This is a genomic window from Desulfobulbus alkaliphilus, from assembly GCF_016918545.1.
GTDB classification, from domain to species: domain Bacteria; phylum Desulfobacterota; class Desulfobulbia; order Desulfobulbales; family Desulfobulbaceae; genus Desulfobulbus; species Desulfobulbus alkaliphilus.
Genome location: NZ_JAFFQC010000004.1, coordinates 40,044 through 64,521, shown reverse-complemented (window position 1 = coordinate 64,521; position 24,478 = coordinate 40,044). Strand labels below are relative to the sequence as shown.

Sequence of the window (24,478 nt, the reverse complement as noted above, 5' to 3'; positions counted from 1 at the left end):
ATGAACCGCATCGATGTTGCTCCGATCCTGTACAGGCGACGTCGCCGCTTGGTGTTGCGTTTTGTACTACTCCTTGCTTTGGGAGCGGGACTATGGCTGACATTGCAGTACTTGAACGTGCGGTTGGAGAGGTTCGCCACACTCTTCGATCGTCTCGGCATCCTCCTTACTGAGCGGTACTATCCGCCAGATTTCGAATACATTCTCCGTCCGCGCTTCCTGCAAAGCGTTCTGGAAACCATTCATATGGCACTTGTGGCTACACTGGTGGGCCTGTTGCTTGCCGTCCCGCTTGCTTGGTTTGCCGCGTTCAACGCCAGCCCACTTCCGCGGGCCGGACAGGCTGCAGCGCGGGTTGTCATCACCGGTGCACGTGCGATTCACGAGATGATCTGGGCGATCGTCTTTATCATGGTGCTTGGTTACGGGGTTCTTGCCGGTGTGCTGGCACTCACGCTGGGATGTATCGGCTTTGCGGGCAAGCTTTTTGCAGAAGAGATAGAGTCGATCGATGACGCGCCGGTCGAGGCGATGCGTGCCTCAGGTGCTGGTTCTCAGGCGGTTTTCTTTTTTGGCGTGTTGCCCCAGGTGCGGACTGCCTTCATCGGTATCAGTATTTACACCTGGGACGTGGTCTTCCGCTCGGCTACAGTGGTAGGGTTCTTCGGTGCCGGTGGTATGGGCTGGTATTTGCGGCGTACTGCCGACCAGCTTCAGAGCGACCGGGTTGCGGCCATTATCCTGCTGATCGCGGCCCTTGTGGTAATCTCCGAACTGGTGTCGCACCATGCCCGAACCGCGCTAGAAGGTCGATCCGGCCAGCGTGTCCTTGAGCGCTAAGCTCTTAGCATAAATGAAAAAATCGGAAATGTGGACCTATCATAATCCGGTAGCCGTTACCTTTGGTCTCGGGTGCTTCGACAGAATTGCAATTCTTGTTGCCGCGCGACCCTATCTGCTGGTTACCTATCCTGACGCGCATTTTGCCGTATTGGCCAGCCGGTTGGCAGAGCTTCTGGGGCCACCGGCAGGAATGGTGTCCGATGTTTCTCCGGACCCCGACATTGTTGATCTCGCGCGACAATCCTCTGGAATTGCGATGCTCGAAACTCAGCCCGAGGTTGTTCTGGCTTTGGGAGGCGGCTCGGTGATCGATAGTGCCAAAGTTCTGGCGGCATCTGCAGAGGGCTTCGCCACGGTCGAGACGCTCCTGGATGGCGGCAAGCCGTCATCCGGCTGGAATCCGCTCCCCCTGATTGCTGTCCCTACAACCGCCGGAACCGGTAGCGAGGTCACCTGCTGGGCAACCGTCTGGGACCGAAAGGCATCGATCAAACGCTCACTCGAATATCCGATGCTCTACCCCGAGGCCGCCGTCATCGACCCGCACCTGATGCACTCGATGCCGTGCGCGCTGACTGTTTCAACCGGCCTCGACGCGCTGTCCCATGCGCTCGAAAGCCTGTGGAATCGCAACGTCAATTCGATCACAGCTACGCATGCTGTTGCGGCAGCCCGCGTTATCCTCGAGGCGCTTCCGGCGCTGGTAGCCGATCCGGAGAACCTCGATTCACGCAGTCGGATGGCGGCGGCGTCGCTGTCAGCGGGCCTTGCCTTTTCTTGCACTCGCACGGCGATCGCCCATGCGATTTCCTATCCCGTCACCCTGCGTTACGGGGTCCCGCACGGTATTGCGTGCTCCTTCACTCTGCCGATGATCCTCGATAGCCTGGCCGAAATCGAAGGACTGACCGGTCAGGGTTTACGCGAAATTTTCGGGCCGGATTTGCGTGTCGGCGCCCGGAGACTGGCTGACACCCTTGACCAACTAGGCGTCGGTCTCGACCCGGCAGACTATGGAATCGACACGGAGGAATGGGCGGCTATTTTCAACGAGGCGACGGTCGGTGCACGCGGCCGCAACTTCATTGGCACTGTCAGGCGGCCCCTGCAACCATTGCCACCCTTTGCTTCATGACGCTGCCAAGCGCTTCAACACCAACAAATGAGGAGACAGGATGAAACACTTCAAGGCCGTAGTGTTCGACTGGGCCGGAACCACCATCGATTTCGGTTCCTTTGCGCCAACGGGCGTGTTCGTCGAGGCGTTTCGCCGTTTTGGCATCGAGGCCACCATTGCTGAAGCCCGCGGGCCGATGGGGGCCCCGAAGCGCGACCATATCCGTGCAATGTTGACCGCGCCGCGGTTGTCCGCGGAATGGGCCCGGGTACATGGCGCTGCCCCCACCGAGGTCGATGTCGAGCGCGTCTATGAGGTCTTCGTGCCGATGAACATCGAGGTTGTGGCCGATTACGCTACCCTGGTGCCCGGCTGTGCCGAGGCAGTAGAACGGTTGCGCAGTTGGGACCTCAAAATCGGCTCAACGACAGGCTACACTCGTTCGATCATGGAACGAGTACTACCCCTTGCAGCGGCGCAGGGTTACGCCCCGGATGCTCTTGTCTGTTCAGACGATCTGCCCGAAGGACGGCCCGGCCCTTTGCAAATGTACAAGTGCTTCATCGATCTGCAGGTGTGGCCGGCCGCGGCCGTCGTGAAGGTTGACGATACACAGCCCGGCATCGCCGAGGGGGTCAATGCCGGCAGTCTCACCATCGGGGTTGCATTGTCAGGCAACATTTTGGGCCGCACACCGCAGGAGCTCGCATCAATGTCAAAAAAGCAGGTGCAGGCCTTGCGCGCGACTGCCTCGGAGATGTTACGCACCGCCGGAGCTCAATATGTGATAGACACGGTCGCGGAACTCCCGGATCTGCTGCTCCGACTTGACCAGTCCGTGTGACCGGTGATTTGGTCACCGGTTGGTCGCGGCACTTTCGTAGAACACAAGGCAAGGTGGTGGCCCGGCGTTCCATCTGGCCACCGCCGCCTTTGGAGGAACTTTACGTCAAGAACCTGCGGTAAATATATTGACCGAATTCAGGGTGCAGCGAAGAGGCGACCGGTCTCTTTCCCGCCCAAACATTGTTCCCTGAAAGACAAAGGCAAATAATGGCGATTGTTTGTATCGGCTATGGCTCTGGTCACCTCAAAGGCCATGGTTAAGCTGGATGGCTGGCGTAGGCCTGTCCCTGGGAGGAGCGCGTTTTGCCTTGGATGATGGGGCAAGGTGACGGCAATATTTTGCTCTCTGGGGGCAAGTAACCACAGCATGCCTTTATTATCAGCGGTGGCGGACCGCGTTTGTCGGCCATAAAGGAAATAATTGGAAGGGGTGGTGATTTTTATAAGTTCCCTGTTGTTGAAGGGAGGCTGTCGGTCGCCGCAGACCACCACTGCCCCGTACCGTTGCTTGAACAGGGGGTGAGAGAAAAGTGTGCGCATCTGTGTTTTCATGCTCCGCAGTACTGTGGGAAACTGAAGATTGATGACCAGAATCGCCACGGTTTCTTTTCGGATCAGGGCGAACTGGATGGTCAACTCGTCATCTTCCTGGCTGCCGGAAACCTCAAAACTGCCGCTGTTAAGCATCCATGTACCGGTGCCGATGAACACGGCCAAACCTTCCATGCACTTTTTCCTCACTTTTTTTCTGTTTGCGTGTTGCTTGCCGGCCACAAAGCAACCACAGGTCATGTTTGCCGACCCGGGAGGAAGGCAACTGGTGTCGACAATGCCCTCCGCTGATCGATGGACAGACTGGCAACAAACGATATCTGGAGTGTTCCGATACCAGGGCTCAAGGCATGTGGGCTGTTGATCGATGATGCGGCCGGTTGCATTGCCGGCATTAATTGTCATTATGTTGATCATGGATTCTGTTCTCCAACCTGGATCCGTGAGCGTTTGTCCGTGCGTCAGCTTTGTTGTTCGTGACCGTTCGATTAAAGTAAACTTTATCGGACGGTTACGGGCAATAAAGATGGCGTACGGACGAACGCCCCGAAGGGCAGCGGGTGACGGCATATTGCCAAGATAATCGCCGCATTTATAACCTATTTACAATAAAATGTGCTCCAAACAAGACTCCAGCCGTCACGGATTCAGGTCCAAGGCTGGTCTATCGTGCCGTGTTGTCCTGTCGTGCAGGTTGTTCGGGTGATTCGAAAGGTGTCCGATATTGGATGCGATGCGCTTCATCCTTGCAGTGATGTTCTGGTGCTGAATATCGCTTATGCAACAGAGTTCATCGTATAGCCTGCTCAGTCAACCAGGTCTTGATGTCTTGATGCCTGCCATGTCGTAATCTCCCGTTCTTGAGCAATCAATTCCAGAACCGGCTGGCGAAGCATTGCCTCGACGGCATCGCCCTGCCAGTCCGGATGTGGAGCCAGACCGAGCATTCTCGCCATGGTTGGCGCCAGATCAAGCAGTGACACAGACTGATCTCGATCCGGATCATGGACGATACCAGGTCCACTGCATAGCAGTGGTAACAGAGATGGGGTCCGGGTGCTGCTGACTGGTTGCCGGTGTCCGTCGTGGGAACTTAAGACCATGATGGTGTAGTCCTGCAACAGGCCGACAAGAGCCAGGTGCTCGAGAACCAGTTCAAGCGATTGATCAGCCTGTTCGATACTTTCCAGGTATGGTTCTGAATGAAAGCCGAAATGGGTGCCGCAGATAGCGACTCCCTGCAGTTGCAGCAAACAGAAATCAGGTTGTTCCTTCTGCAGATGCCTGCCGGCAAGCTGCGCCAGTTCGCGGTCAACATTGCGGATGCCTTGTGAATTGATGAACATCCCGGTCTGCAGGCAGCCCAGGGGGAAAAGCAGACGGATGTTGTCGCTGGAATAGAGGGCGGACAGATTCTGATGCCGATAACGCAGCAGGGAAAAGAGGGAAACAGCCCGCGGAGCAATCCTGAAGTCGCCGTTGTTGCTCAATACCCCGTGCTCCTCGGGGAGCTGGGAGGTAAACAAGGAAACGAGAGTCGGCAGTGGCAGGCAAGGTGGCAGCTGTTCGATGCCCCGGACAAGCCCTTCGCGGGCGATCCGGTCGAAACAGCGGAGATGAGCGCAGGCCATGGCATCAGTACGCAGGCCATCAATAAGGACACAGAGCAGCTTGGACATGGTGAAATTCCTTCACGGGGTTGGATCAAGAGGAGTACAATCCGGCCAACGGGATATCTGCCGTAATTCTTTGTTTTTGAATATATTCCCAAGTTGTTACAGGTCGGTTAACCCCTGATTATGATTTGATCAAATTCTATGTGTCGTTCTCCTCAATCCGTGACGGCTGGGTTCTTTTTTGGATATATCTTGCTGTAATCAGATTATAATTGTAGTGGAATTCTTGACAATGACCTTCACCAACCGCCCTTCGGGTCGTCCGTCCGCACGGATTCAGGGGATAAACAGGCTGGCCAACTCTGATCATCCTGTGCACGGCAGCCTGAGAATGTGATCAAAATGTAATGGTTTTGTAACCAGGAGCTAAAATGATGCGCTCATAATGATCATATACAAATACTTTTCTATTTCCTCCCCGCGGATCAGCCGGAAAAACGAATCTCAATATTGGTTGTGCCCATGCGTTATGCCATTTATTACGCTCCTCCCGCCTCCTCACCTCTCTGGCAATGGGGAAGCCGTTGGCTTGGCCGGGATGCCCGAAGCGGGCAGCCCCTGACACCGCCACGACTCCGTGGTATCGATCCAGAACGGATGGTGGAATTGACCAGAATCCCCAGGCATTACGGTTTTCATGCCACCATGATCCCGCCATTTCGTCTCCATGAGAAGACAGCCGAGGGTCAGCTTGTTGAAGTTTTGTCGGATTTTGTTTCCAAGCAACGACCATTTGCCATCCCAGGCCTGGAACTTGCGCAGATGAACGGCTTTTTCTGTCTGCAGCCCACCCGGTACTCCTCACTTCTGCAGACTCTGGCCTCGCTCTGCATCCGTGCCTTTGATCACTGCAGAGCGCCTTTGTCACCTAGTGAACTGGCTCGCCGAAAGACGGCTGTGCTCAGTGGCCAGGAAAAAAGAAACCTCGAGATCTGGGGGCATCCCTATGTTTTCGAGCAGTTTCGTTTTCATTTCACCCTGACAAACCGTCTTGTCGAGAGCAGAGAAAAAGAGTTGATTCATGCAGCACTGACAGAGATCTTTTCTCCCTTATCAGCCGCCCCTTTGCTGATCGATGGACTCTGTCTTTTTGTCGAACCGCCTTCCGGCCAGCCCATGCGTTGTCTGCAGCAGTTCCCCTTTGCCCCCATGTCTACCGGACGCGAGGAACCCACCGCCCATGACCACCGTTTCAGTGAAGAAGACCTTTATCCTGGACACCAATGTCATCCTGCATGATTCCACCTGTATCAATAATTTTCAGGAACATGATGTCGTCATTCCGATTACTGTTCTCGAGGAACTCGATCATTTCAAGAAAGGCAATCAGTCGCTGCATTTTCATGCCCGGGAGTTTGTCCGAACCCTTGACAGCCTGAGCGCCAGGAAACTTCTCAATGGCGGTGTGCACATCGGACCGGGCAAGGGGATGGTGTCGATCAAGCTGGAACAGACCCTGCACCACGACCTGCAGCACCATTTTCCGGCCACTCCCGGCAAGCCAGACCATCAGATTCTCAACATCGGCTACCATCTGGCTCAAGCTCAGGCCTCTCGACGCTTCGTTCTGGTGACCAAGGATGTCAATCTGAGGATGAAAGCCAAGGCGATCGGGTTGATGGCAGAGGATTACACCACCGATCATGTCAAGGATCTTAACACCTTGTACACAGGTTGCCGTTGTCTGGAAGAGGTGGACACAGAGTTGATCGAAGCACTCCATCATGAACCACGGGGCATTGATCCCGGACCGTTGCAATGCAACCCGCCACCGGTTACCAATGAATTCCTGATCGTGCGGAACGGCAAAAAATCAGTGCTGGCAAGGTTCAACTCCAGGGACGGACGACTTCATAGAATCAATCGAAAAACGGTGTGCGGTATCCTTCCCCGCAATGCTGAACAGAGTTTTGCCGTCCATGCTCTTTGCAATCCCGAGGTGCCGCTGGTTTCCATCTCAGGTAAAGCAGGGACCGGCAAAACTCTTCTTGCTCTGGCAGCCGGGCTTGAGCAGCTCTCCCTGTACAGGCAGATCATGCTGGCCCGCCCTATCGTGCCACTCTCCAACAAGGACATCGGCTATTTGCCCGGCGACATTCAATCCAAGATCAGTCCATATATGCAGCCGCTCTATGACAATCTGGCTGTGATCCGCAATCAGTTTTCCGAGCAGAGTGAGATGGGGCAGAGCCTGGGCAGGCTGCTTGAAGATAAAAAATTGATCATCGAGCCGTTGGCCTATATCCGCGGCCGCAGTCTGATCAAGAAATTCATGATTATCGATGAAGCCCAGAACCTGACTCCGCATGAGGTCAAGACCATTATCACCCGGGTCGGAGAACAGAGCAAAGTCGTCTTCACCGGTGACATCCACCAGATTGACCACCCATATCTTGACAGTCAATCCAACGGCCTCAGCCACCTGATCGAAAAAATGCAGGGGCAGGCTCTGTATGCCCATGTCAATCTTGAGAAGGGAGAACGTTCCGAACTCGCCATGCTGGCCAGTGATCTATTGTGAGGTAGCTCCTTTGTACTAGAATTGTATTCGCGGTTGATCCTCTCAGGCGTTGACCGCCAGATTATCAAGAAACTGGCGGGTGCAGGACTCCCATGAATGATTGGTGGCATAATCCCGGCACTGTTGCCGGGATACGGCGAGAGCCCGCAGGGCGGCAGCCCCCAGATCGATATCAAGACAGCCGTTGCTCCCTTCGCGAACAATATATTTTGGGCCGGTTACTGGAAAAGCGGCCACTGGGACCCCGCAGGCCATGGCTTCGAGGAGGACAATACCGAAGGTGTCGGTTCGGCTGGGAAACACAAATACATCGGCTGCAGCTATATGTGTGGCCAGATCCACCCCCTGTTTTGCTCCGGTGAAATGAACTTCGGGATACGCCCGGCGCAGTGATTCCAGAGCAGGTCCGTCACCGATCACCCACTTGGTCCCCGGCAGATTGAGATCGAGAAAGGCGGGAAGATTTTTCTCCACGGCTACCCGTCCCACGTAAAGAAACAGCGGCCTGGAAATTGCGTCGCCCAACCATGCCCGAGGCCGGAAGAGGTCAATGTCAACACCTCGAGACCAGGAGACAAGGTTGGTGAAGGCTTTGGATTCCAGCTCGTCGAGGATGGTCGGCGCCGCCATGGTTCGCCGCGCGGCGCGATGAAATCCTCTGATCACCGCATAACTCATGGGCAGGGGAACCGGAGCCCGCATGCGGACATATTCAGGAAAACGGGTATGGTAGGAGGTGGTGAAGGCAAAATCACGTTGCCTGCAGGCAGATCGGGTCATCCAGCCAATAGGGCCTTCAGTGGCGATGTGCACCGCATGAGGATCAAAATCGTCCAGTATCTTCCTGATGGTCGCTGGAACCACCAGGGAAAGGCGAATTTCCGGATAGGTTGGACAGGGAAGGGTTTTAAACCGGTCTGGAGTGATCAGCAGCACCTCGTGTCCCCAGGATTGCAAGGTCTGTGCAGTCTGGCTCAGGGTGGTGACCACTCCATTGATTTGTGGATGCCAGGCATCGGTGGCGATACAGATCTTCATAGGTTTTGACCGCGGTGCTTTCCTGCAGAGGTTGTTGATTATGCCATTCAATGATTCCGAGCCGGCCATCGGTGTTTTCAGCCAGAGCGGTACAGCTTTCCACCCAGTCTCCTGAATTGGTGTAGAGAATGTTGCCGATCTCCCTGATGGCGGCGCGGTGAATGTGCCCGCAGATCAAACCGTCCACCTTATGTTCTCTCACCTCCTGCACCACCACTTCTTCAAAGCGTCCGATGTAGTTGACCACGATTTTCACCTGATGCTTTATCCAGGCGGATATGGAGCGATATTCACGGCCCATGACGCGTCGGCCGAAATTGAACCAGCGATTGACCGCCAGCAGCATGACATAGGCTCTGCCGCCGATACTGGCCAGCCAGGGAATGTTCTGGACCACCGGGTCGAAAACATCGCCGTGCAGCACCAGGTAGCGGTGGCCGTCGGCGGTTTCGTGCACCGCATTATTGACGATGCGGATCTTGTTAATGCTGGTGCCGTTGAACTTGCGCAGCATTTGATCGTGGTTTCCCGGAATGTAGAAAACCCTGGTACCGTTTTCCGCCTTGTCGAGAATGGCCTGCACGATCTGGTCGTTGATCTCGGGCCAGTACCATTGGCTCCGGGCTTGAACCAGATCAAAAATATCTCCCACCAGATAGAGAAATTCGGATTCAGTCCGCAGGAGGAAATCGAGAAGTTTTTCGCTCTGCAGGTTTCTGGTGCCCAGGTGGAGGTCGGAAATCCAGAGAGTCCTGAAATGAAGTTTCGGCATGGGGTTCTCCTTCGGGCTTTGCCGTCCGTGGTTTCAGGTGGCCGGCGCCGGATGCATGATCAACAAGAAACCACCTTGATCGCCGCGTCGGATCCATCTTTTCCTTCTGTGCGGTCAGTGTAGCTCTGCTCTGTTTTTCTTTGATCAGGATTTCATTGTCTTTCAGTATGGAGATTGTTTGGATTTATTGGTTCCGTGGCAGGTCAGATTCGATCGCGGTGGACCTCGAAGGAAAGGGTGGCTCCTGTAACCATGCTGCGGCCGAAAAACACAAAGAGCAAAAACCAGAGCACCTGCAGGCCCAGGAGCAGCAATGGATCGGCGATTTGACCCAGGCCTCTGGTGATATCCGGGGGAGGAAGGGAAGAGGAGGGCAACAGCAGGGTGAGGCCGCAACTGTAGAGAATGGCCGCGCCCCCCATTTTCTGATAGGCGGAGATCCTGGCGCCGCCACGAAAATCGGCCCGCAGCACTTCGGAGACAATACGCCATGCCTGTGAGGCGATGAGGCAGAGGAGAAAGGCCGCTCCGTACGCTCCCTGAAAAAAAAGATGGGTAGCGATGAGCGCGGTTATCGTATGAAACATGCTGGTCAGGCCCTGAATCGGCACCAGCTTGACCCCTTTGAACCCTCCTTCGTACACCGCCTTCTGGGTTGTTCCTGAAAAGACAAAAGCCACCCGATCGAAGAGCAGGGCCGTAAAGCGGTGGCACTGTGCAAGCGGTTTGCCGTAACAGCAGCCAAAACTGATACATGCCAATCGACCCAGTCCCTCACCGAGCACGTACCCGATGCTGATCGCCGCCAACATCATTGCCATGTCTAAGGGAGGGCTCTGCATGAATCGACAACCAGTATTGACCAGCAGAACAAGGACAGGGATGATGGCCAACCCACAGAAAAAGGCTCCGCCAACAGTGAAGGTGTGCGGTTTTTTTTCCACCCAGCGGGCAATAAGACGGGAAGCCGGAACACATATGGCCACTGCCAGAAACAGGGTGACCAGGACGGGCAGGAGAGATGTGGCGGTGGAGCCGGTCAGCAGCAACACGAACACAATGCTGATTAGAGCAGAGGTTGCGACAAGTAATCCATAGCTGGTCAGGTTGATACCGGTCCAGGTGGTGTCGCTCCGTCGGGTCCATGGAACGGACGCCAGCATCTGCCAGCGCTCGCCAGGCAACAACCACCAGCCGAGCACTATGAAAACCGAAAAAACAAGGGTCGCAAGACTGAGAAAGAGCCATTCGTTCATGAGGTGAGAGGTCAGGATACGGAGAACAAGAGAGTACCAGCCGTTGTCATGCGATCGGCTGGTACCGCGATGGTTGATCGGACTTCGAGGTCGGTTTCCACCAGCGGACGGCCCAATCCAGCGGAAAATCGGCTTTGGACATCACCGCGAACCAGGTTGCGCTGCAGGTCTTCGGCAAAAGTGACCGCATTTTTCTGGAAAAGGAGGATATCGGTGGAACTGCCCGGTCGGTACAGACTTTTGGGGCATCCTCGCTGCAAGCGCATTTTTCTGACCACCGGCAGCGGGTTTTCATAAGCAATGGCACTGTATTGCTGCACAATGTCACCGATCATCAGAGCCACCACCTCGATCATGGCGACCAGACCGATACGGGTGCCTCCCGCTACATCCGTGTCAATGATGGTGACTATTCGCCGGTTTTTTGCATGCAGGGAGGCCAAGGCGATCACTGCTTCAGGATTGCAGGAATGATAGCAGCCGTCGATGCTGTATATGTCGACCACATCTCCAGTCACTGGAACATGATTGTAGTGGTATTTATCCGGCGTCAGTCGAAATAGGGCAAAATCTCCCCCGGAAAAAGCGGTCATCCAGGATGTTTTTTCCCCGAGCAGCTCAGGAAGAGAAAAGAAGGTATTCTTGATAAACAGCTCCGGCGAGTCCGCCAGCGAACCGAAAAGAAGGCGCGCATCAGCCGGAGAAACCACGGCCCGTGGATCAGAATCCATGGGCCGACAGTCCCAGTAGCGTATTTTTCGTTCGAAGACGTGTCGAGGCGAGGTAAACAGGTGAGGAGGATCGACGCATTCCTGCCAGTTGACCCCCATTTTCTCGAGCAAAGGCAGGCCACGGCGACTTTTCAGCGGCAGGCTGCAATCAAACATGACAGAGCCCAATACACCGGACATCCGTTTTGCCGTCAGGATGCGGAACAGGCTCGGGGCATGTTCCCGTACCTGATGATACAGCAATCTGATGAACCGATCAGCAATAAGCTGTTCATTGATGATCTCGCCGGTCGTCCGGACGATATATTGATGCTGCATGCCGCGTATAACCTCAGGTAGTTGCGGTGGTCTGCCGTTCGCAATGGATTATCAGCAGGATCAGCAGCAACAGGCGTTGGATTTCATCGATTGCCGCCTTGCCGGTCAACACCCGGCTGCCGATTTGACCAATGAGCAATGCTGCCGGAATGGTCCCGGTCAGCTGTTCCCTGATGAGACAGACGGAGGGAGCGCTACAGGCATCAAGGCGGCGGCCGTCTTCAATCAGGGTTTCGAGACCGTTTTTCAGGTGCGTCTGCAAGAGATTGGTGCGATAGTAGATCTCGGCCGCCCGGTTGAAGTCCGCTGCCCTGACATGCATCGGGTTTGTATTCCGGCCCATTTCGGAAAGAATTTCGGTTGTCAGTCGAGCCGCTGCCGTGGGTGCGGTGCCTTTGAGCATGGCCTCAAGGGGATCAAGGATCATCGCCGCCATGGCTTGATCATCCTGCATGGCGCATTCTTTTTGCAGCAATTTCAGGCAGGATTGCTGATAGGCGGCCACTTCGATGCGAATGAAACCGCGATAACGGCGACTGGGTCGTCGTTGTTCCACCTGATCGATGATCCTTCGCAAGAAGGTGTTGCCGGTGTTCGCGCGGACGAACACGGTCGGTACACCGATGGCTGCGGCAAAGAAGATCTGCCGACGCTCGCTCTCGGTGCAGGGATCATCAGGAATGTCGCCATGATGAATTGATCCTGCGAGCACCCAGCGATATGCCAGTTTGGTGATCAGGATCTGCAGGTCCACAGCGAGCGCAAAAGTCGGACCCAGATCCGGGAAAAGAGAATAGTGCCGTCCTTCGAATCCAGAAAAACCATAGGCAGCCAAGGCCCGCATGCGGTAGGGGAGATAGATGGCCATGCGGCTGTCGAACACGCCCATTTCGCTGAGATCCCGTTTGAGTCGTTCCTGGTTGTGCATCATCCCGTCCAGGGCCGGGCTCTGCTCAACGCTCTGCAGGGCCACCAGATAATCGATCAGGCGCACATCGGGCAGATAATCACCGTGCAGTCGCAGCAGGGTGCTGATCAGCCGGTCGAGCCAAAGCGGCCCCACCGGAGTGAGGCTGTGGCCGCAGAAGCGCAGGGAGGCCTTCTTTTTCCAACGCCGCCAGAGCATGCGCAGGTGGGTGTAATCGAGTTCGTGCGGCAGGTACCCCAGCACTTTTTCCGGATGAAAATCGGTAAAGGCCAGGCGGTAGGGGGCGGCTGAACAGGTGGTGACAAACAAGGGCAGAAAATGCTCGACAATCTTGATCACCAGGTCGCCAAAATATTTTTCCAGCAGAAAACCTTCTGGTTGGTGGTACCAATGCGTGAGGGCGCGGCTGCCCAGGGTGATATGGGTCCCGTTATTGGCCAGCGAGGTTGAACTGGTGTTGGGCAGCACCACCAGATTGTTGACAATGATTCCGGCTTCCTTGAGTTTGGTGATGGTGTTGAGCTGGCTGCGGGAGAGCGTGCGGTGGCAGAGACCCATGTATTCTTTTTTGATCTCTCCCTGCTGCCAACCAGACAGGCAGGGGTTGAGAAACAGTTCACGGTAAAACTGATCGGAAATGAGCTCATTGAGCTGTTTTTGTCGTGCCGGAGGATTGGGGGCCAGATAGAGGTAACAGGTCTGGCCGTGATGTTGCAGGCGAAACGCCTGATTGGCAAAGCTGATAAGGAGATGGAGGCTGAAAAAGCGTCGACTTGTCTCGGCGGCAGTGCAATGGCCCGCCGATGCCGAGCCTTGCTCTCTGCTCACAGTAAAACTGGTTATTTCCGGGGAGCAGTTGTCGTTGAGCAGATGCTCCATGAGGTGTTCGCCGGTATCATGGAGAAGTGGTGCGGTTGAATCGAATCGCCCGATGACTTCCGCCAGGGCGAGTTTGAGAAGATAACTGACCGGTATGCGCAACCAGGGTTCCCCTTTTTCGGTATAGAGAAAACGATGGCTGTCCTTTCGGGCCGGACCGGTGGGGTTGTTCTTGTCCGCCAGCAGGTCGCGGTTCAGAACTGAAGAAGAATACGCGCTCAGCAGGTGGCGGGGAAAACGGACCCAGGAATTTTCCCAGATCCCGTTGTTTTGATCATGTAAAAAACTGTTCAGTTCGGTGAGCAGACGAGGGTTGAGATCGCCGCGTCGTGCCCGCAGGGTGAGGTTCCGGTAATAGTTGGATTCGATAATGGTTCTGGGCAGATCAACCTGGTCGTTATTGCCTTCCACAGCCACCTGGAATTCATTTTCCACCCCCACGGAGACATCTGTTCCATGGAATGGAAGCACGTTGTTGGCGGTTGCGTACTGCTGGCGCAACGATTCGATCCGTTGCTGGAATTTTCTTGTGGCGATGGGGGGAGCAAGATCCGGAAGCGAAATGGTCATGGCTGCCTTTGGCTGTGGAGATCTGAAAAAACTATCCTGATGGCCACAGTAGCGGCTGCCTGTTAGATTCCGGCTATGAATGAATCAGTTTTGTATCAAGAAACAGGCCAAAACCAGACTCGGCAGCCCCGGAAGCCAGTCTGGTCGCTTTACCCTTCTTTTCAAGGAGAATCCCCCCTCGGAAACCCGATATCTGGTGCTGAATCGAGGCGATGCCGCGAAAACAACATAAATCTGCTTGTTCTTGCACAGTTCAGGTTCGGCAGTGAAAAAAGAGTCAAGTGGACACCTGGTCCCCGGCTCCGATGACCTGGTTGGGTATCGTTCTCCGTCCCTGGCATCCCTGGTGCAGAAGACCTTCACAGAAACATTTTCAGTCCTTTGTCGCGGTATTGGGCGATCAATTCCTCAATTTTCTCTTTGATCTGATCTCTGATTGTCCTGATGGCGGCCAGTTGGCTTTCCCGGTCGCCAACGACACGGGACGGGTCATCAAAGGGCCAGTTGAACCGCAGCGCCCGGCCGGGAAAGAGCGGACAACCTTCGCTTGCCTGCGGTGAACAGACGGTGATTATCATATCGTAACTTTGTCCTTGCCTGAACAGATCGAGCGCGGACTGGGTTGTCTTGCTCCGCAGGTCATAGCCGATTTCCATCATGACCTCGACCACCAGAGGATTGAGGGTCCCGGCTTCAAGGCCGCAGCTTTCGGCAAGAAAAGAGTCGCCCCCGAGTCGATTGAGAAAAGCCTCGGCCATTTGACTGCGGGCCGAGTTATGTTCACAGACAAACAGGACGTTCATCATGGTGTGTCTCCTTTTTTTGATGGATGCGGTATCTCCAACCTGAATTGACGCGGGGCTGCCTGGGATCAGGGGAGCACTCTCATTTGTTTTTTATCGCGCTGGCCTGGGGTTGGTTGTAGGTTGAATTTTGGGCGTGGATCTATTGTACTGCCATGGTATCTTGAATATGTTTGGATGGTGTTAAAAGTTGTCTAAAAATTGACCGAGTTGGCTGAAAAGCCGGGTGACCCTGGACAGCTGGCCGCTTTTTTTTGTTCGTAACAAATGTCGAGGATTAAAAAGATAAGATGTTCAAAACATTTTCTTCTTGCTTATTGTTTCTTATCTGTTCGTTTTTTCTTTTTTCCTTTGCCCCAAAAGGGTATTCGACGACTTTGCCGCCCGCCTTGAACAATCATGTTGCTGTTGTCCTGATTATCGATCCTCGGGATGGGGCAATTGTCGATGCCAACGAAACCGCTCTTGCTTTTTACGGGTATCCGGGGGATCGCCTGCGGGGTATGAACATAGAGGACATCAACATGTTGTCCCCCCAGGAGATTGAAGCTGAGTATCAGCGGGCCCGGGATGAGACCCGCACCTATTTCATCTTTCCCCACCGCCTTGCTGATGGCACCATCCGCATGGTTGAGGTCTACAGCGCCCCGTTTGTCTCCTCAAGCGGGGAGAGTCTCCTGCTTTCCATTATCCATGACGCTGATGCGAAAATCCTCGATACCGAGGAACTGAGCCGGTACAGAAATCGCCTTGAAGAACTGGTGCTGTTGAAAACCGAGGATATCATCAGGCAACAGAACCGATTACGATGGTTGGCTGTTTTTACCCTGGCCCTGGTGTTTTCCCTGGTGCTGTTTCTCTATCGACGGCACCAGCACACCTCGCTGCTCCGTCAGCAGCTGCGGGATGAACAACAACGGCAGGCGATGTTGGAGCGGTTTGAATACCTGACCCGCTATGCAAACGATATTATTCTCTTGATCACTGAAGACGGTAGGATTGTTGAAGCCAACGAACGGGCCAGTTTGGTCTACGGTTTTTCCAGGGACGAATTGCTGAGAAAAAATATCAAGGAATTACGGGACCCCGAGCACAGCCCACCGTACGAATTGATACAAGGTCGTGCCAATGTTGACAACGGCTATATGTACGAGGCAGTGCATGTCCGCGGGGATGGGACAAGATTCCAGGTGGAGTCAAGTGTCCGACGCATACGTATCAATGAGTCCTGGTTTTTTCAGCATATTATTCGTGATATCACGGAAAGAAAGCAGGCCGAGGCAGCCTTGAGAAAAAGTGAGGCCTTCAGTCAGACAATAATGGACCATCTTCCCATCGGTATTGCCGTCAATTCCGTGTTTCCCGCGGTTGAATTCGTGTACATGAACGATAATTTCGTCAAATTTTATCGCACAACCCGTGAAGCGCTCTCCCAGCCCGACCAGTTTTGGGATGCCGTCTACGAGGACCCTGATTTTCGCCAACAAATCAAATCCCGTGTTCTGAACGATGTCTCCAGTGGCGACCCCACAAGAATGGCCTGGGAAATGATCCCCATCCCTCGAGCCGGTGAAGAAACGCGCTTCATCTCGGCGTACGCAACCGAGATACCGGATGGACCGCTGTGGTTGTCAACGGTGGTGGATGTGACCGAGCAGAAGTGGGCGGAGCAGAGAATCCAGGAGATGAACGAGTTGATGCGGTCCATCATTCAGCATGACCCGAGCGCCATCGCTGTTCATGATCGGGACATGAACTATATTTTTGTCAGTCAACGGTACCTCAACGATTACAGGGTACGGGAAAAGGATGTCATAGGCAAAAACCATTACCATGTTTTCCCTGATATCCCGCAGAAGTGGCGGGATATTCACAGAAGAGCTCTTGCCGGCGAGGTGATAAGTGCTGAACATGATCAATTTGTCCGTGAGGACGGGACCATCGATCATACTCGATGGCAATGTCGTCCCTGGTATCAGGGAGATGGTGCAATTGGCGGAATCATCCTCTATACTGAAGTCATTACCGGTCGAATAGAGGCGGAAAAAGAGCGGAAAGAACTCCACGCTCAATTGATTCAAGCGCAAAAGATGGAATCCATCGGTACCCTGGCTGGAGGTATTGCGCACGATTTCAATAACATTCTCAGTGCAATTCTCGGCTATGCTGAAATGGCCAGGGAGGCCAGTCCCGCGGGATCGAGGATAGCCAGAGATCTGGACAAGGTCCTGGAAGCGGCGAGACGGGCCGCGGCCCTGGTCAAGCAGATCCTTGCCTTCAGTCGCCAGGCCGAAACGAGCCGTATCCCCTTGGAACCGGGGCGCGCTGTCATGGAGGCGCTCAAACTGCTGCGTTCGACCTTGCCATCAACCATTACCATCAAACAGGACATTGAAAAAACCAAACCCGTGCTTGCGGACCCGACGCATCTTCACCAGATAGTCATGAATTTGTGCACCAACGCCTTTCATGCCATGGAACAGGATGGTGGCTCTCTTACAATCGGCCTGAAAAATTGCCGACTGACTCAAGAGGATCTGCTCCAATACCCGGGGATCAAACCCGGCCCCTTTGTCATGCTCATGGTTGCGGATACCGGCCCGGGCATACCCCTTGAGGTGCAAGGTAAAATTTTTGATCCTTACTTCACTACCAAGGAAATCGGCAAGGGTACCGGCATGGGCCTGGCCATCGTCCATGGTATCGTGACTGCTTCCGGCGGTTTTGTCCGTTGTGCAAGTGAGCCCGGTCAAGGAACGGTTATTCGGGTTTTCCTGCCTGCCCTGGATCAGGATGCCAGCTCTGAAGAGTCCCTGGAGGCCTCAGCGTCAACAGGAAAAGAACATATCCTTTTTGTCGATGATGAAGTTATTCTGACTGAACTGGGCAAGAGTATACTGGAGGGGTTGGGCTATGAGGTGACGGTTAAGACAAGCAGTGCAGAGGCGCTGGCCACATTTGCCGACCGGCCGGAGCTGTTTGATGCCGTCATCACCGATCAAACCATGCCAGGTATGACCGGGATTGATCTTGCCCGGAAGTTGCTTGAGATCAGGCCTGACCTGCCCATCATCCTCTGTACCGGTTTCAGCAATCAGGTCAGCGAAGAAAATGTCGCTGCGTACGGTATTAAAGGGTTTGTCATGAAACCGATGACCAGGATAGAGATTGCAACACGCCTGAGAACAGTATTGGATCACAAGGATATCGGCGAAGGGCAGTCATGATTGGCGGTGATGGACGATAACGGCAATACACCACGGAACTTTTTCCACACTTTCCTGCTGAGATATGGTTGAAATTCTCATTGTTGACGATGATGTCATGCTGGCCGAGATGCTGGCCACCAAACTCCAACGCTCCGGGTATCGGGCTGAAATAGCCAACACGCTCAAGGATGGGGTCGACCTGGCCCGCAGCCGTGCCTTTGATGTCATCTTTCTCGATGTCCAGATGCCTGACGGGGATGGCCTGGATTTTTTTCCACAATTCAAGACCGTGGCTTCAAATCCGGAAATTATCATCATGACAGGCAGCGGAGATCCTGACGGCGCGAAAAAGGCTATCCGCTCAGGGGCCTGGAGCTATCTGGAAAAACCACACGTTTTGGAAAATCTTCTCTTGCCGCTCACCAGAGTCCTGCAATACCGCCAGGAGAAAAACAAAATCGGCGCGGTGCCCGTTGCCTTGAAACGGGAGGCGATTATCGGCAAGAGCCCCCTGCTGAAGTACTGCCTGGATCAACTGGCCAAGGCAGCGGCCAGCGATGCCAGCGTGTTGATCACTGGGAAAACCGGAACAGGGAAAGAGGTCTTTGCCCGCGCACTGCACGACAATTCCGCCCGGGCCAAACATCCCTTCGTCGTGGTTGACTGCGCCTCGCTCCCGGAGACTTTGATTGAAAGCGCCCTGTTTGGTCACGTTCGTGGGGCCTTCACCGGGGCTGACAGAAGTGCCGGCGGTTTGATCAAGATGGCCCATGGTGGCTCGCTGTTTCTCGATGAAGTCGGCGAAATGCCCGAGCGAATCCAGAAAACCTTCCTGCGGGTCTTGCAGGAGGGTCGCTACCGTCCGGTGGGCGGCGACAAAGAAGAATACAGTGATTTCAGGGTTATAGCTGCCACCAACCGCAATCTTGAGCACGACGCGGAAAACGCGATTTTTCGTTCCGACCTGTTTTTTCGCCTGCGCTCTTTCAATATTCATCTGCCGCCGCTCCGGGAAAGAAAGGAAGATATCCGTGAATTGACCCTGCATTTTCTGGCCTGCCTCTGTGACCGTTTGAAAATCGCCCATAAAGGCATAACCGAGGATTATTTTGAACATCTGCATGCCTATGATTGGCCTGGCAACATCAGGGAGCTTCAGCAGACCCTGGAGCAGGTCTTCGCCGCTGCTGTGCGCCATCCAACCCTGTACGCCTTCCATCTGCCTGAGCATTTCCGGGTGCGCAAAACCCTGGAAGGGATGGCCGCGGAGCAGGAGCAAGAGCATTCTGATGACGGTTCTCAGGTGGCAAGAGCTCTGCCGGCATGGAAGGAGTTCAAGAGTACCATGGAGAAGAATTACCTTGAGCACCTGCTTGATTGCACCGGGTTCAACATCATCGAGGCCTGCCGAATTTCCGGGCTCTCCCGAGCCAGACTCTACCAGTTGATCAACATTCACAACCTGCCCAAATCCTCTCCCTTCAATTCCGACTGAATCCAGGGGAAGCTTTTTCCTTCCTACGCCCCCTTTTTTCCGTCATGGTCCTGACGGCATTTCTGGTTTGCTCGCAGCCTCCATGGCTGTCCATAAAATCAGACAATATCTGTCTGGAAAAATAGACTGACTCGTCCCAGGCGATGTCCACCGATGATCTCCAAAACTTCCCGTGGCGATGAAAAATTCTCAATGTGCTGAAAATAGGTTTTTTTGAGAATAAGTTTTGATCCGGTTGTTCAGGCAGGAATCATGCAGAGAACGGTTGCAGAGGCGTTATGCATGAGCATACAGGGTCTGATCCGTTCCGGAGGTCAAGATGAACAAGGTTTTTCTGTACGGCACCAGTGACTCGGACGAGTATCGTCGGCTCGAGGCATATCTGCGGACGGTTCCGTTCAACGGCAGATTATGCGTGTTGCCGCCGGGTTCAGGTTTGACTTCTCCCGTGAGCCTGCAGCTGCGCAGTAATGATGTCATGATCCTTTTCGCCGCCAATGAAATGGATCTCGACCAATTGATACAATCACGGTCAGAGTATCTTTCCTTCAGAATACTTTTAGTGCTGGAAAAGGAAGAACAACTTTTCAGTCATGATACCTGGTTGCTTGCTCCCCGACTGATATTCTTCGCTGAAGACGGGTTTGGTGCCCTGGCGTCGTGTCTGGAAAATATGTGCAAACACTTCAGGCCGTAAGATTGGTTTTCCGATCTCGGTCGCTGTTTTCCCGAGGGAAGCGGTTGCCATCCCGAGGAGCCGTCCATGTCCGAATCAACTACTTCCAGCACCGGCAGTGGCCCTATGCCCGACTCTGATCTTGAGGACCTCTTCATGAGGGCCCCCGTGGGTGTCTTCACTTCCACGCCCGAAGGGCGCTATATCTCGGTCAATCCCGCGACAGCGAAAATGCTTGGCTACGATACCCGGCAAGAGCTGATCGAGTCGGTCACCGATATGGCCACTCAGGTGTATGCCGACCCCGTCGACAGGAGGAAATTCATGCGCCTGATGGAAGAACAGGGCGAGGTGGTCAACCACGAATGCCGATTTCGACGTAGGGACGGCACCGAGTTGTGGGTCTCCAGCAATGTTCACGCGGTACGGGGAGAGGATGGGCAAATCGTTGCGCATCAAGGTTTTTATACGGATGTCACGGCGCGGAAAAAGGCGGAAGAGAGTGAGGAAAAATACCGCCTGATTTTTAACATGGGTGTGAATGCCATGTTTTTAGTCGACAATGAGACCACCCAAATCCTGGAGTGCAACACCAAAGCCTCGCAATTGTTCGGTTATACCCCTGAAAAACTGGTATCCATGCAGATGGCAGACCTGTCTACGACCCCTGAAGCGACCCGCCAGGCGTGTCGGGTAAAGGTATCAAAACAAGAACGAGTCTATCGAAAAAAGGATGGGCGGTTACTCTCGGTAGAAGTCACCTCCGAACATTTTTATCTTGCCAACAGGGCGGTGCATATTGCCGCCATCGAGGATATAACCGAGAAAAAGCAGACGGAAAAGGCACTGAAGGAAAGCGAGGAACGCTTTCATTTAGCCATGGATGCGACCAGGGATGGTGTTTATGAATGGGATCTGGAGACCAGGAAAATTTACTATTCTCCTGGATGGAAACGCATGCTTGGCTACGAACCACATGAACTGCCCGATGATTTTTCGGTGTGGGAAAAACTAACCAGGCCAGAAGATGTTGAAAAATCCTGGCAGATAATGCGGGAGGTCCTGAAAGGGAAGCGCGAACGGTTTGAGGTGGAATTTCAGATGCGGCATAAAGACGGACACTGGATGCACATCCTCTCCAGGGCGAACATCTTTAAAAATGCCACCGGGAAACCTGACAGGGTGATAGGGACCCATGTCGATATTACAGAAAGCAAACACCAGACAGAGCGCCTAAGGCTCAGTGAATCACGGTACAAAAAGGCCCAGGCGCTGGCCAAGGTGGGTATTTGGGAATATAACCCGCAAACCGGAAAATACTGGGGTTCCGATGAAGCAAGAAAAATATTTGGGTTTGACCTGGACAAAGAGAGTTTCAGTGCAGAGGAGGTGGAAAGCTGCATTGTTGAGCGGGCAAGGGTTCATCAGGCGATGGTTGATCTGATTGAAAATGGCAAACCGGGCAACCTGGAATATGATATCATCACCAAAAACACTGGCCAATTAAAAAACATTTTTTCAATGGCGGAAATTGAACAAAACAGGGTGAGTGATTCTGTCAGGATTTCCGGTGTCATCCTTGACATCACCGAGCGGAAACGTTACGAACAACAGCTCGCCACCGCTCTCAGTGAAAAAGAGGTCCTGCTGCGCGAAATCCATCACCGGGTGAAAAACAACCTGGCCGCCATCATCAGCCTCATGGACATGCAACGGCGGACCCTCGAGGATCCCAACGGCCAGGTCATCTTCACCGAGCTGAGTAACCGCATCCGATCCATGAGCCTGGTTCATGAAAAACTCTACCGGGCCGATTCACTGGCCACCATCGATTTTCATGACTACACCCAGGCCCTGATTTCCCACCTGCGCACCACCTTCGGCTCTCCTGAGATCACTTGCCTGGTCGATGCTCCGGGGAGCAATATCCCCTTGGACCTGGCCTCGCCCTGTGGCCTGATTGTCAACGAACTGGTGACCAATGCCCTCAAATACGCCTTTCCGGAGGGCAAACCCCGCCCCGGCAACAATGATTGCCGAATTCTGGTCAGCTTCCACCGGGACAAGGATACCTATACTCTCACTGTGGCCGACAACGGTATCGGCTGGCCGCCTGGATTTGACTGGACGGAAACCAAAACCTTGGGCATGACGCTCGTTCGCATGCTGGGTCGGCACCAACTCGGCGGCCAGTACGTTGTTGACCAGGATAATGGCACCAGCATCACCCTGACTTTCACCGACAGGAAAAAAGGTGATTCACTGCATGGCTGACCGGAGGCCTCGGGCCCATGACTCACACCCTTCACCAGCCGCCCTTCGCTTAAGAATGCAGGCAAGGATAATACCCTTTATGTACTTTTTCAGACGAGACCGAATGACCTTGCCAAGATGTCTGGCAGGGCAGTGCTGAACGTGGGCATGAGATTTCTTTCGGTCGTGGCGATCATGTTCCTCCCGCTTTCATCGGCAATCGCAATGGAACTAACTGCACAGCAACGGGCGTACCTGGACCGGCTGGGCAAGGTCACCATGTGCGTGGACCCGGATTGGCAACCGTATGAGCACATGGATGAACAGGGCAACTTTACCGGAATTGCATCGGACCTTGTGGAGATTATCTCACAGCGCCTGGGTATCCCCTTTGTGATCGTGCCCACGGTGGATTGGCAGGAAACCCTTGTGGTTTCCAGAGAAGGCGGTTGCATGCTCATCCCCTTTTTAAATCAGACCACTGAAAGGGAAGAGTGGCTGGATTTCACGGAGCCTCTGTTTGTCGCCCCCAATGTATTCATCACCAGGAACGAGCACGACTTCATCTCAAATCCCTCCGAGTTGGTGGACAGGACAGTGGTCCTGCCTCACGGTACATCCATGGAGGAGTTTTTGCGCCGGGATTATCCCAACCTGGACATCATCACCGTGGATAGTGAACATGCGTGTTACCGCATGGTTTCCGAGGGCAAGGCGGACATGACCCTCCGTTCCCTGACCATAGCTGCCTACACCATCCGCAAAGACGGCTGGTTCAACCTGAAAATTGCCGGACAACCCCCTGAGCCTCATTATGTCAACCATCTGCGCATGGGGGTGCTCAAGGAAACGCACGAGCTGACGGATATTCTCAACAAGGCCATCCTCACCATTACGCCGAGGGAACGGGAGGAAATCATAAACCGCCATGTCAATATCGAATTCGTCCAGGCGGTTGACCTGGCCTGGTTCATTCGTCTGATTGTTTTTATTGGTGTATTGCTCACGGTGTCTTTTTACTGGAATCATCGGTTGAAGAATGCCCTTGCCGCGCTGCGGGAAACCGAACGGAGCAAGTCAGTGCTCATTGCCAACATTCCGGGCATGGCCTACCGGTGTCTGTATGACCGGGACTGGACCATGCAGTTCGTATCCAGAGGGTGTCGGGAGCTGACCGGCTACGAAAGCGAGGAGCTGGTTGACAACCGGGTTGTCTCCTACAATAGTCTTATTGTTCCTGAATACCGGGAAAGTATTGTTGAACAATGGGAAAAGGCGAGAAGTTCAAAACTTCCGGTTGAGCTGGAATACAGGATTATCACCGCGGATAAGACAGTGAAGTGGGTTTATGAAAAGGGTGTCCTGATTTATGATGATCATGACAACGTGCTGGGCATAGAAGGGCTGATCATTGACATCAGCGACCGGAAGGCGGCTGAAGAAAAGCTGAGTTACCTTGCCGCAACAGACGAACTCACCGGTCTCTGGAACAGAAGACACTTCATGCAGGCGCTGCAACAGGAAATACTGCGCGCCAGGCGGTATGGACAGCCCTTTTCTCTGCTGATGCTGGATATAGATCACTTCAAGGCCATTAACGACCGTTTCGGTCATGACGTGGGCGATGCCACCCTGCGGCATTTCAGCATGGTCATCACCGGAAACATCCGCAAAGTGGATATTTTTGCCAGAACCGGCGGTGAAGAATTCATGCTGCTTCTGCCCAGGACCGACCTTGATGGAGCCTACTTCATAGCGGAACGACTCAGGAAATACCTGGAAACAAGCCCGATTCCAGCCGACCTCGACCCGTTTCATATCTCTGTAAGTATTGGAGTCACAGTCTACACTCCAGAAATAGCCGAGCCTGACCAGATGTTGAAAATCGTTGATGACGCCTTGTATGAGGCTAAAAAAACGGGCAGAAACCGCAGCGTGAAAAAAACACTGACGTCAATTTAATGATCAGGTTTTGGAATTTGCTGGTGCGAAGGA

At 53.9% G+C, this 24,478-nt stretch carries 18 protein-coding genes; 10 read left to right on the top strand and 8 right to left on the bottom strand.

Annotated elements, in window-relative coordinates:
• Genes phnE through phnX form a run of 3 tightly spaced genes read left to right on the top strand, consistent with a single transcriptional unit; the run spans position 1 to position 2,804 of the window.
• The gene (gene phnE / locus JWG43_RS03355; RefSeq protein ID WP_205241403.1) at positions 1–840 is read left to right on the top strand and encodes a phosphonate ABC transporter, permease protein PhnE; all 840 of its coding nucleotides are present in this window, start codon (positions 1–3) and stop codon (positions 838–840) included.
• A 13-nt stretch (positions 841–853) separates the two neighbouring features.
• Entirely contained in the window at positions 854–1,978 is a 1,125-nt protein-coding gene (psrA, locus tag JWG43_RS03350) for an iron-containing alcohol dehydrogenase PsrA (protein ID WP_205241402.1), read from the top strand.
• Positions 1,979–2,018: 40 nt separating this feature from the next.
• Complete coding sequence (gene phnX / locus JWG43_RS03345; protein WP_205241401.1) at positions 2,019–2,804, top strand: phosphonoacetaldehyde hydrolase; 786 nt, start codon at positions 2,019–2,021, stop codon at positions 2,802–2,804.
• 137 nt (positions 2,805–2,941) lie between these two features.
• Here the strand turns inward: phnX and JWG43_RS03340 are convergent, their stop codons facing one another.
• Both JWG43_RS03340 and JWG43_RS03335 read right to left on the bottom strand, forming a co-directional pair.
• Positions 2,942–3,775, bottom strand: a complete 834-nt coding sequence (locus JWG43_RS03340) for a hypothetical protein (protein WP_205241400.1) — start codon at positions 3,773–3,775, stop codon at positions 2,942–2,944.
• A 389-nt stretch (positions 3,776–4,164) separates the two neighbouring features.
• Entirely contained in the window at positions 4,165–5,037 is an 873-nt protein-coding gene (locus tag JWG43_RS03335) for an alkaline phosphatase family protein (RefSeq protein ID WP_205241399.1), read from the bottom strand.
• Positions 5,038–5,496: 459 nt separating this feature from the next.
• Here JWG43_RS03335 and JWG43_RS03330 point away from each other — a divergent pair, with 459 nt between their 5' ends.
• Both JWG43_RS03330 and JWG43_RS03325 read left to right on the top strand, forming a co-directional pair.
• The gene (locus tag JWG43_RS03330) at positions 5,497–6,273 is read left to right on the top strand and encodes a DUF1045 domain-containing protein (protein WP_205241398.1); all 777 of its coding nucleotides are present in this window, start codon (positions 5,497–5,499) and stop codon (positions 6,271–6,273) included.
• Complete coding sequence (locus JWG43_RS03325; RefSeq protein ID WP_240193358.1) at positions 6,215–7,555, top strand: PhoH family protein; 1,341 nt, start codon at positions 6,215–6,217, stop codon at positions 7,553–7,555. Before JWG43_RS03330 ends, JWG43_RS03325 begins: the two co-directional genes overlap by 59 nt.
• A 42-nt stretch (positions 7,556–7,597) precedes the next feature.
• Here JWG43_RS03325 and JWG43_RS03320 read toward each other — a convergent pair whose 3' ends face one another.
• The 6 genes from JWG43_RS03320 to JWG43_RS03300 form a co-directional block, all read right to left on the bottom strand.
• Complete coding sequence (locus JWG43_RS03320; protein ID WP_338033226.1) at positions 7,598–8,545, bottom strand: glycosyltransferase family 4 protein; 948 nt, start codon at positions 8,543–8,545, stop codon at positions 7,598–7,600.
• Positions 8,463–9,365, bottom strand: coding sequence for a UDP-2,3-diacylglucosamine diphosphatase (locus tag JWG43_RS19535; RefSeq protein ID WP_240193357.1), 903 nt, complete (start codon positions 9,363–9,365; stop codon positions 8,463–8,465). The genes JWG43_RS03320 and JWG43_RS19535 overlap by 83 nt, the downstream gene beginning before the upstream one ends.
• Before the next feature lie 203 nt (positions 9,366–9,568).
• A complete protein-coding gene (locus tag JWG43_RS03315) occupies positions 9,569–10,621 on the bottom strand; it encodes a prolipoprotein diacylglyceryl transferase family protein (protein ID WP_205241396.1) in 1,053 nt (350 codons plus the stop codon).
• An 11-nt stretch (positions 10,622–10,632) separates the two neighbouring features.
• Positions 10,633–11,670, bottom strand: a complete 1,038-nt coding sequence (locus JWG43_RS03310) for a phosphatidylserine decarboxylase (protein WP_205241395.1) — start codon at positions 11,668–11,670, stop codon at positions 10,633–10,635.
• A gap of 13 nt (positions 11,671–11,683) precedes the next feature.
• Positions 11,684–14,047, bottom strand: a complete 2,364-nt coding sequence (locus tag JWG43_RS03305) for a hypothetical protein (RefSeq protein WP_205241394.1) — start codon at positions 14,045–14,047, stop codon at positions 11,684–11,686.
• A gap of 359 nt (positions 14,048–14,406) precedes the next feature.
• On the bottom strand, positions 14,407–14,853 hold the full coding sequence (locus JWG43_RS03300; RefSeq protein ID WP_205241393.1) for an arsenate reductase ArsC: 447 nt from the start codon (positions 14,851–14,853) through the stop codon (positions 14,407–14,409).
• Between the two features lie 386 nt (positions 14,854–15,239).
• Here JWG43_RS03300 and JWG43_RS03295 point away from each other — a divergent pair, with 386 nt between their 5' ends.
• The 5 genes from JWG43_RS03295 to JWG43_RS03275 all read left to right on the top strand — a co-directional run bounded on the left by JWG43_RS03295 (position 15,240) and on the right by JWG43_RS03275 (position 24,445).
• Positions 15,240–18,077, top strand: coding sequence for a PAS domain-containing hybrid sensor histidine kinase/response regulator (locus JWG43_RS03295; protein WP_205241392.1), 2,838 nt, complete (start codon positions 15,240–15,242; stop codon positions 18,075–18,077).
• A gap of 64 nt (positions 18,078–18,141) precedes the next feature.
• Positions 18,142–19,554 carry a sigma-54-dependent transcriptional regulator gene (locus JWG43_RS03290; protein WP_205241391.1) on the top strand — a complete coding sequence of 471 codons (1,413 nt, stop codon included), beginning with the start codon at positions 18,142–18,144 and terminating at the stop codon, positions 19,552–19,554.
• A gap of 319 nt (positions 19,555–19,873) precedes the next feature.
• Positions 19,874–20,251 (top strand): hypothetical protein, encoded by a 378-nt coding sequence (locus JWG43_RS03285; RefSeq protein WP_205241390.1) that lies wholly within the window; start codon positions 19,874–19,876, stop codon positions 20,249–20,251.
• A 66-nt stretch (positions 20,252–20,317) separates the two neighbouring features.
• On the top strand, positions 20,318–22,504 hold the full coding sequence (locus tag JWG43_RS03280) for a PAS domain S-box protein (RefSeq protein ID WP_205241389.1): 2,187 nt from the start codon (positions 20,318–20,320) through the stop codon (positions 22,502–22,504).
• Positions 22,505–22,708: 204 nt separating this feature from the next.
• On the top strand, positions 22,709–24,445 hold the full coding sequence (locus tag JWG43_RS03275) for a diguanylate cyclase (protein ID WP_205241388.1): 1,737 nt from the start codon (positions 22,709–22,711) through the stop codon (positions 24,443–24,445).
• Positions 24,446–24,478: the final 33 nt, after the last annotated feature.

Coding starts and splice junctions, on each gene's coding strand:
- phnE (WP_205241403.1), top strand. CDS start 1: ATGAACCGCATCGATGTTGCTCCGATCCTGTACAGGCGACGTCGCCGC.
- psrA (WP_205241402.1), top strand. CDS start 854: ATGAAAAAATCGGAAATGTGGACCTATCATAATCCGGTAGCCGTTACC.
- phnX (WP_205241401.1), top strand. CDS start 2,019: ATGAAACACTTCAAGGCCGTAGTGTTCGACTGGGCCGGAACCACCATC.
- JWG43_RS03340 (WP_205241400.1), bottom strand. CDS start 3,775: ATGATCAACATAATGACAATTAATGCCGGCAATGCAACCGGCCGCATC.
- JWG43_RS03335 (WP_205241399.1), bottom strand. CDS start 5,037: ATGTCCAAGCTGCTCTGTGTCCTTATTGATGGCCTGCGTACTGATGCC.
- JWG43_RS03330 (WP_205241398.1), top strand. CDS start 5,497: ATGCGTTATGCCATTTATTACGCTCCTCCCGCCTCCTCACCTCTCTGG.
- JWG43_RS03325 (WP_240193358.1), top strand. CDS start 6,215: ATGACCACCGTTTCAGTGAAGAAGACCTTTATCCTGGACACCAATGTC.
- JWG43_RS19535 (WP_240193357.1), bottom strand. CDS start 9,365: ATGCCGAAACTTCATTTCAGGACTCTCTGGATTTCCGACCTCCACCTG.
- JWG43_RS03315 (WP_205241396.1), bottom strand. CDS start 10,621: ATGAACGAATGGCTCTTTCTCAGTCTTGCGACCCTTGTTTTTTCGGTT.
- JWG43_RS03310 (WP_205241395.1), bottom strand. CDS start 11,670: ATGCAGCATCAATATATCGTCCGGACGACCGGCGAGATCATCAATGAA.
- JWG43_RS03305 (WP_205241394.1), bottom strand. CDS start 14,047: ATGACCATTTCGCTTCCGGATCTTGCTCCCCCCATCGCCACAAGAAAA.
- JWG43_RS03300 (WP_205241393.1), bottom strand. CDS start 14,853: ATGATGAACGTCCTGTTTGTCTGTGAACATAACTCGGCCCGCAGTCAA.
- JWG43_RS03290 (WP_205241391.1), top strand. CDS start 18,142: ATGGTTGAAATTCTCATTGTTGACGATGATGTCATGCTGGCCGAGATG.
- JWG43_RS03285 (WP_205241390.1), top strand. CDS start 19,874: ATGAACAAGGTTTTTCTGTACGGCACCAGTGACTCGGACGAGTATCGT.
- JWG43_RS03280 (WP_205241389.1), top strand. CDS start 20,318: ATGTCCGAATCAACTACTTCCAGCACCGGCAGTGGCCCTATGCCCGAC.
- JWG43_RS03275 (WP_205241388.1), top strand. CDS start 22,709: ATGGAACTAACTGCACAGCAACGGGCGTACCTGGACCGGCTGGGCAAG.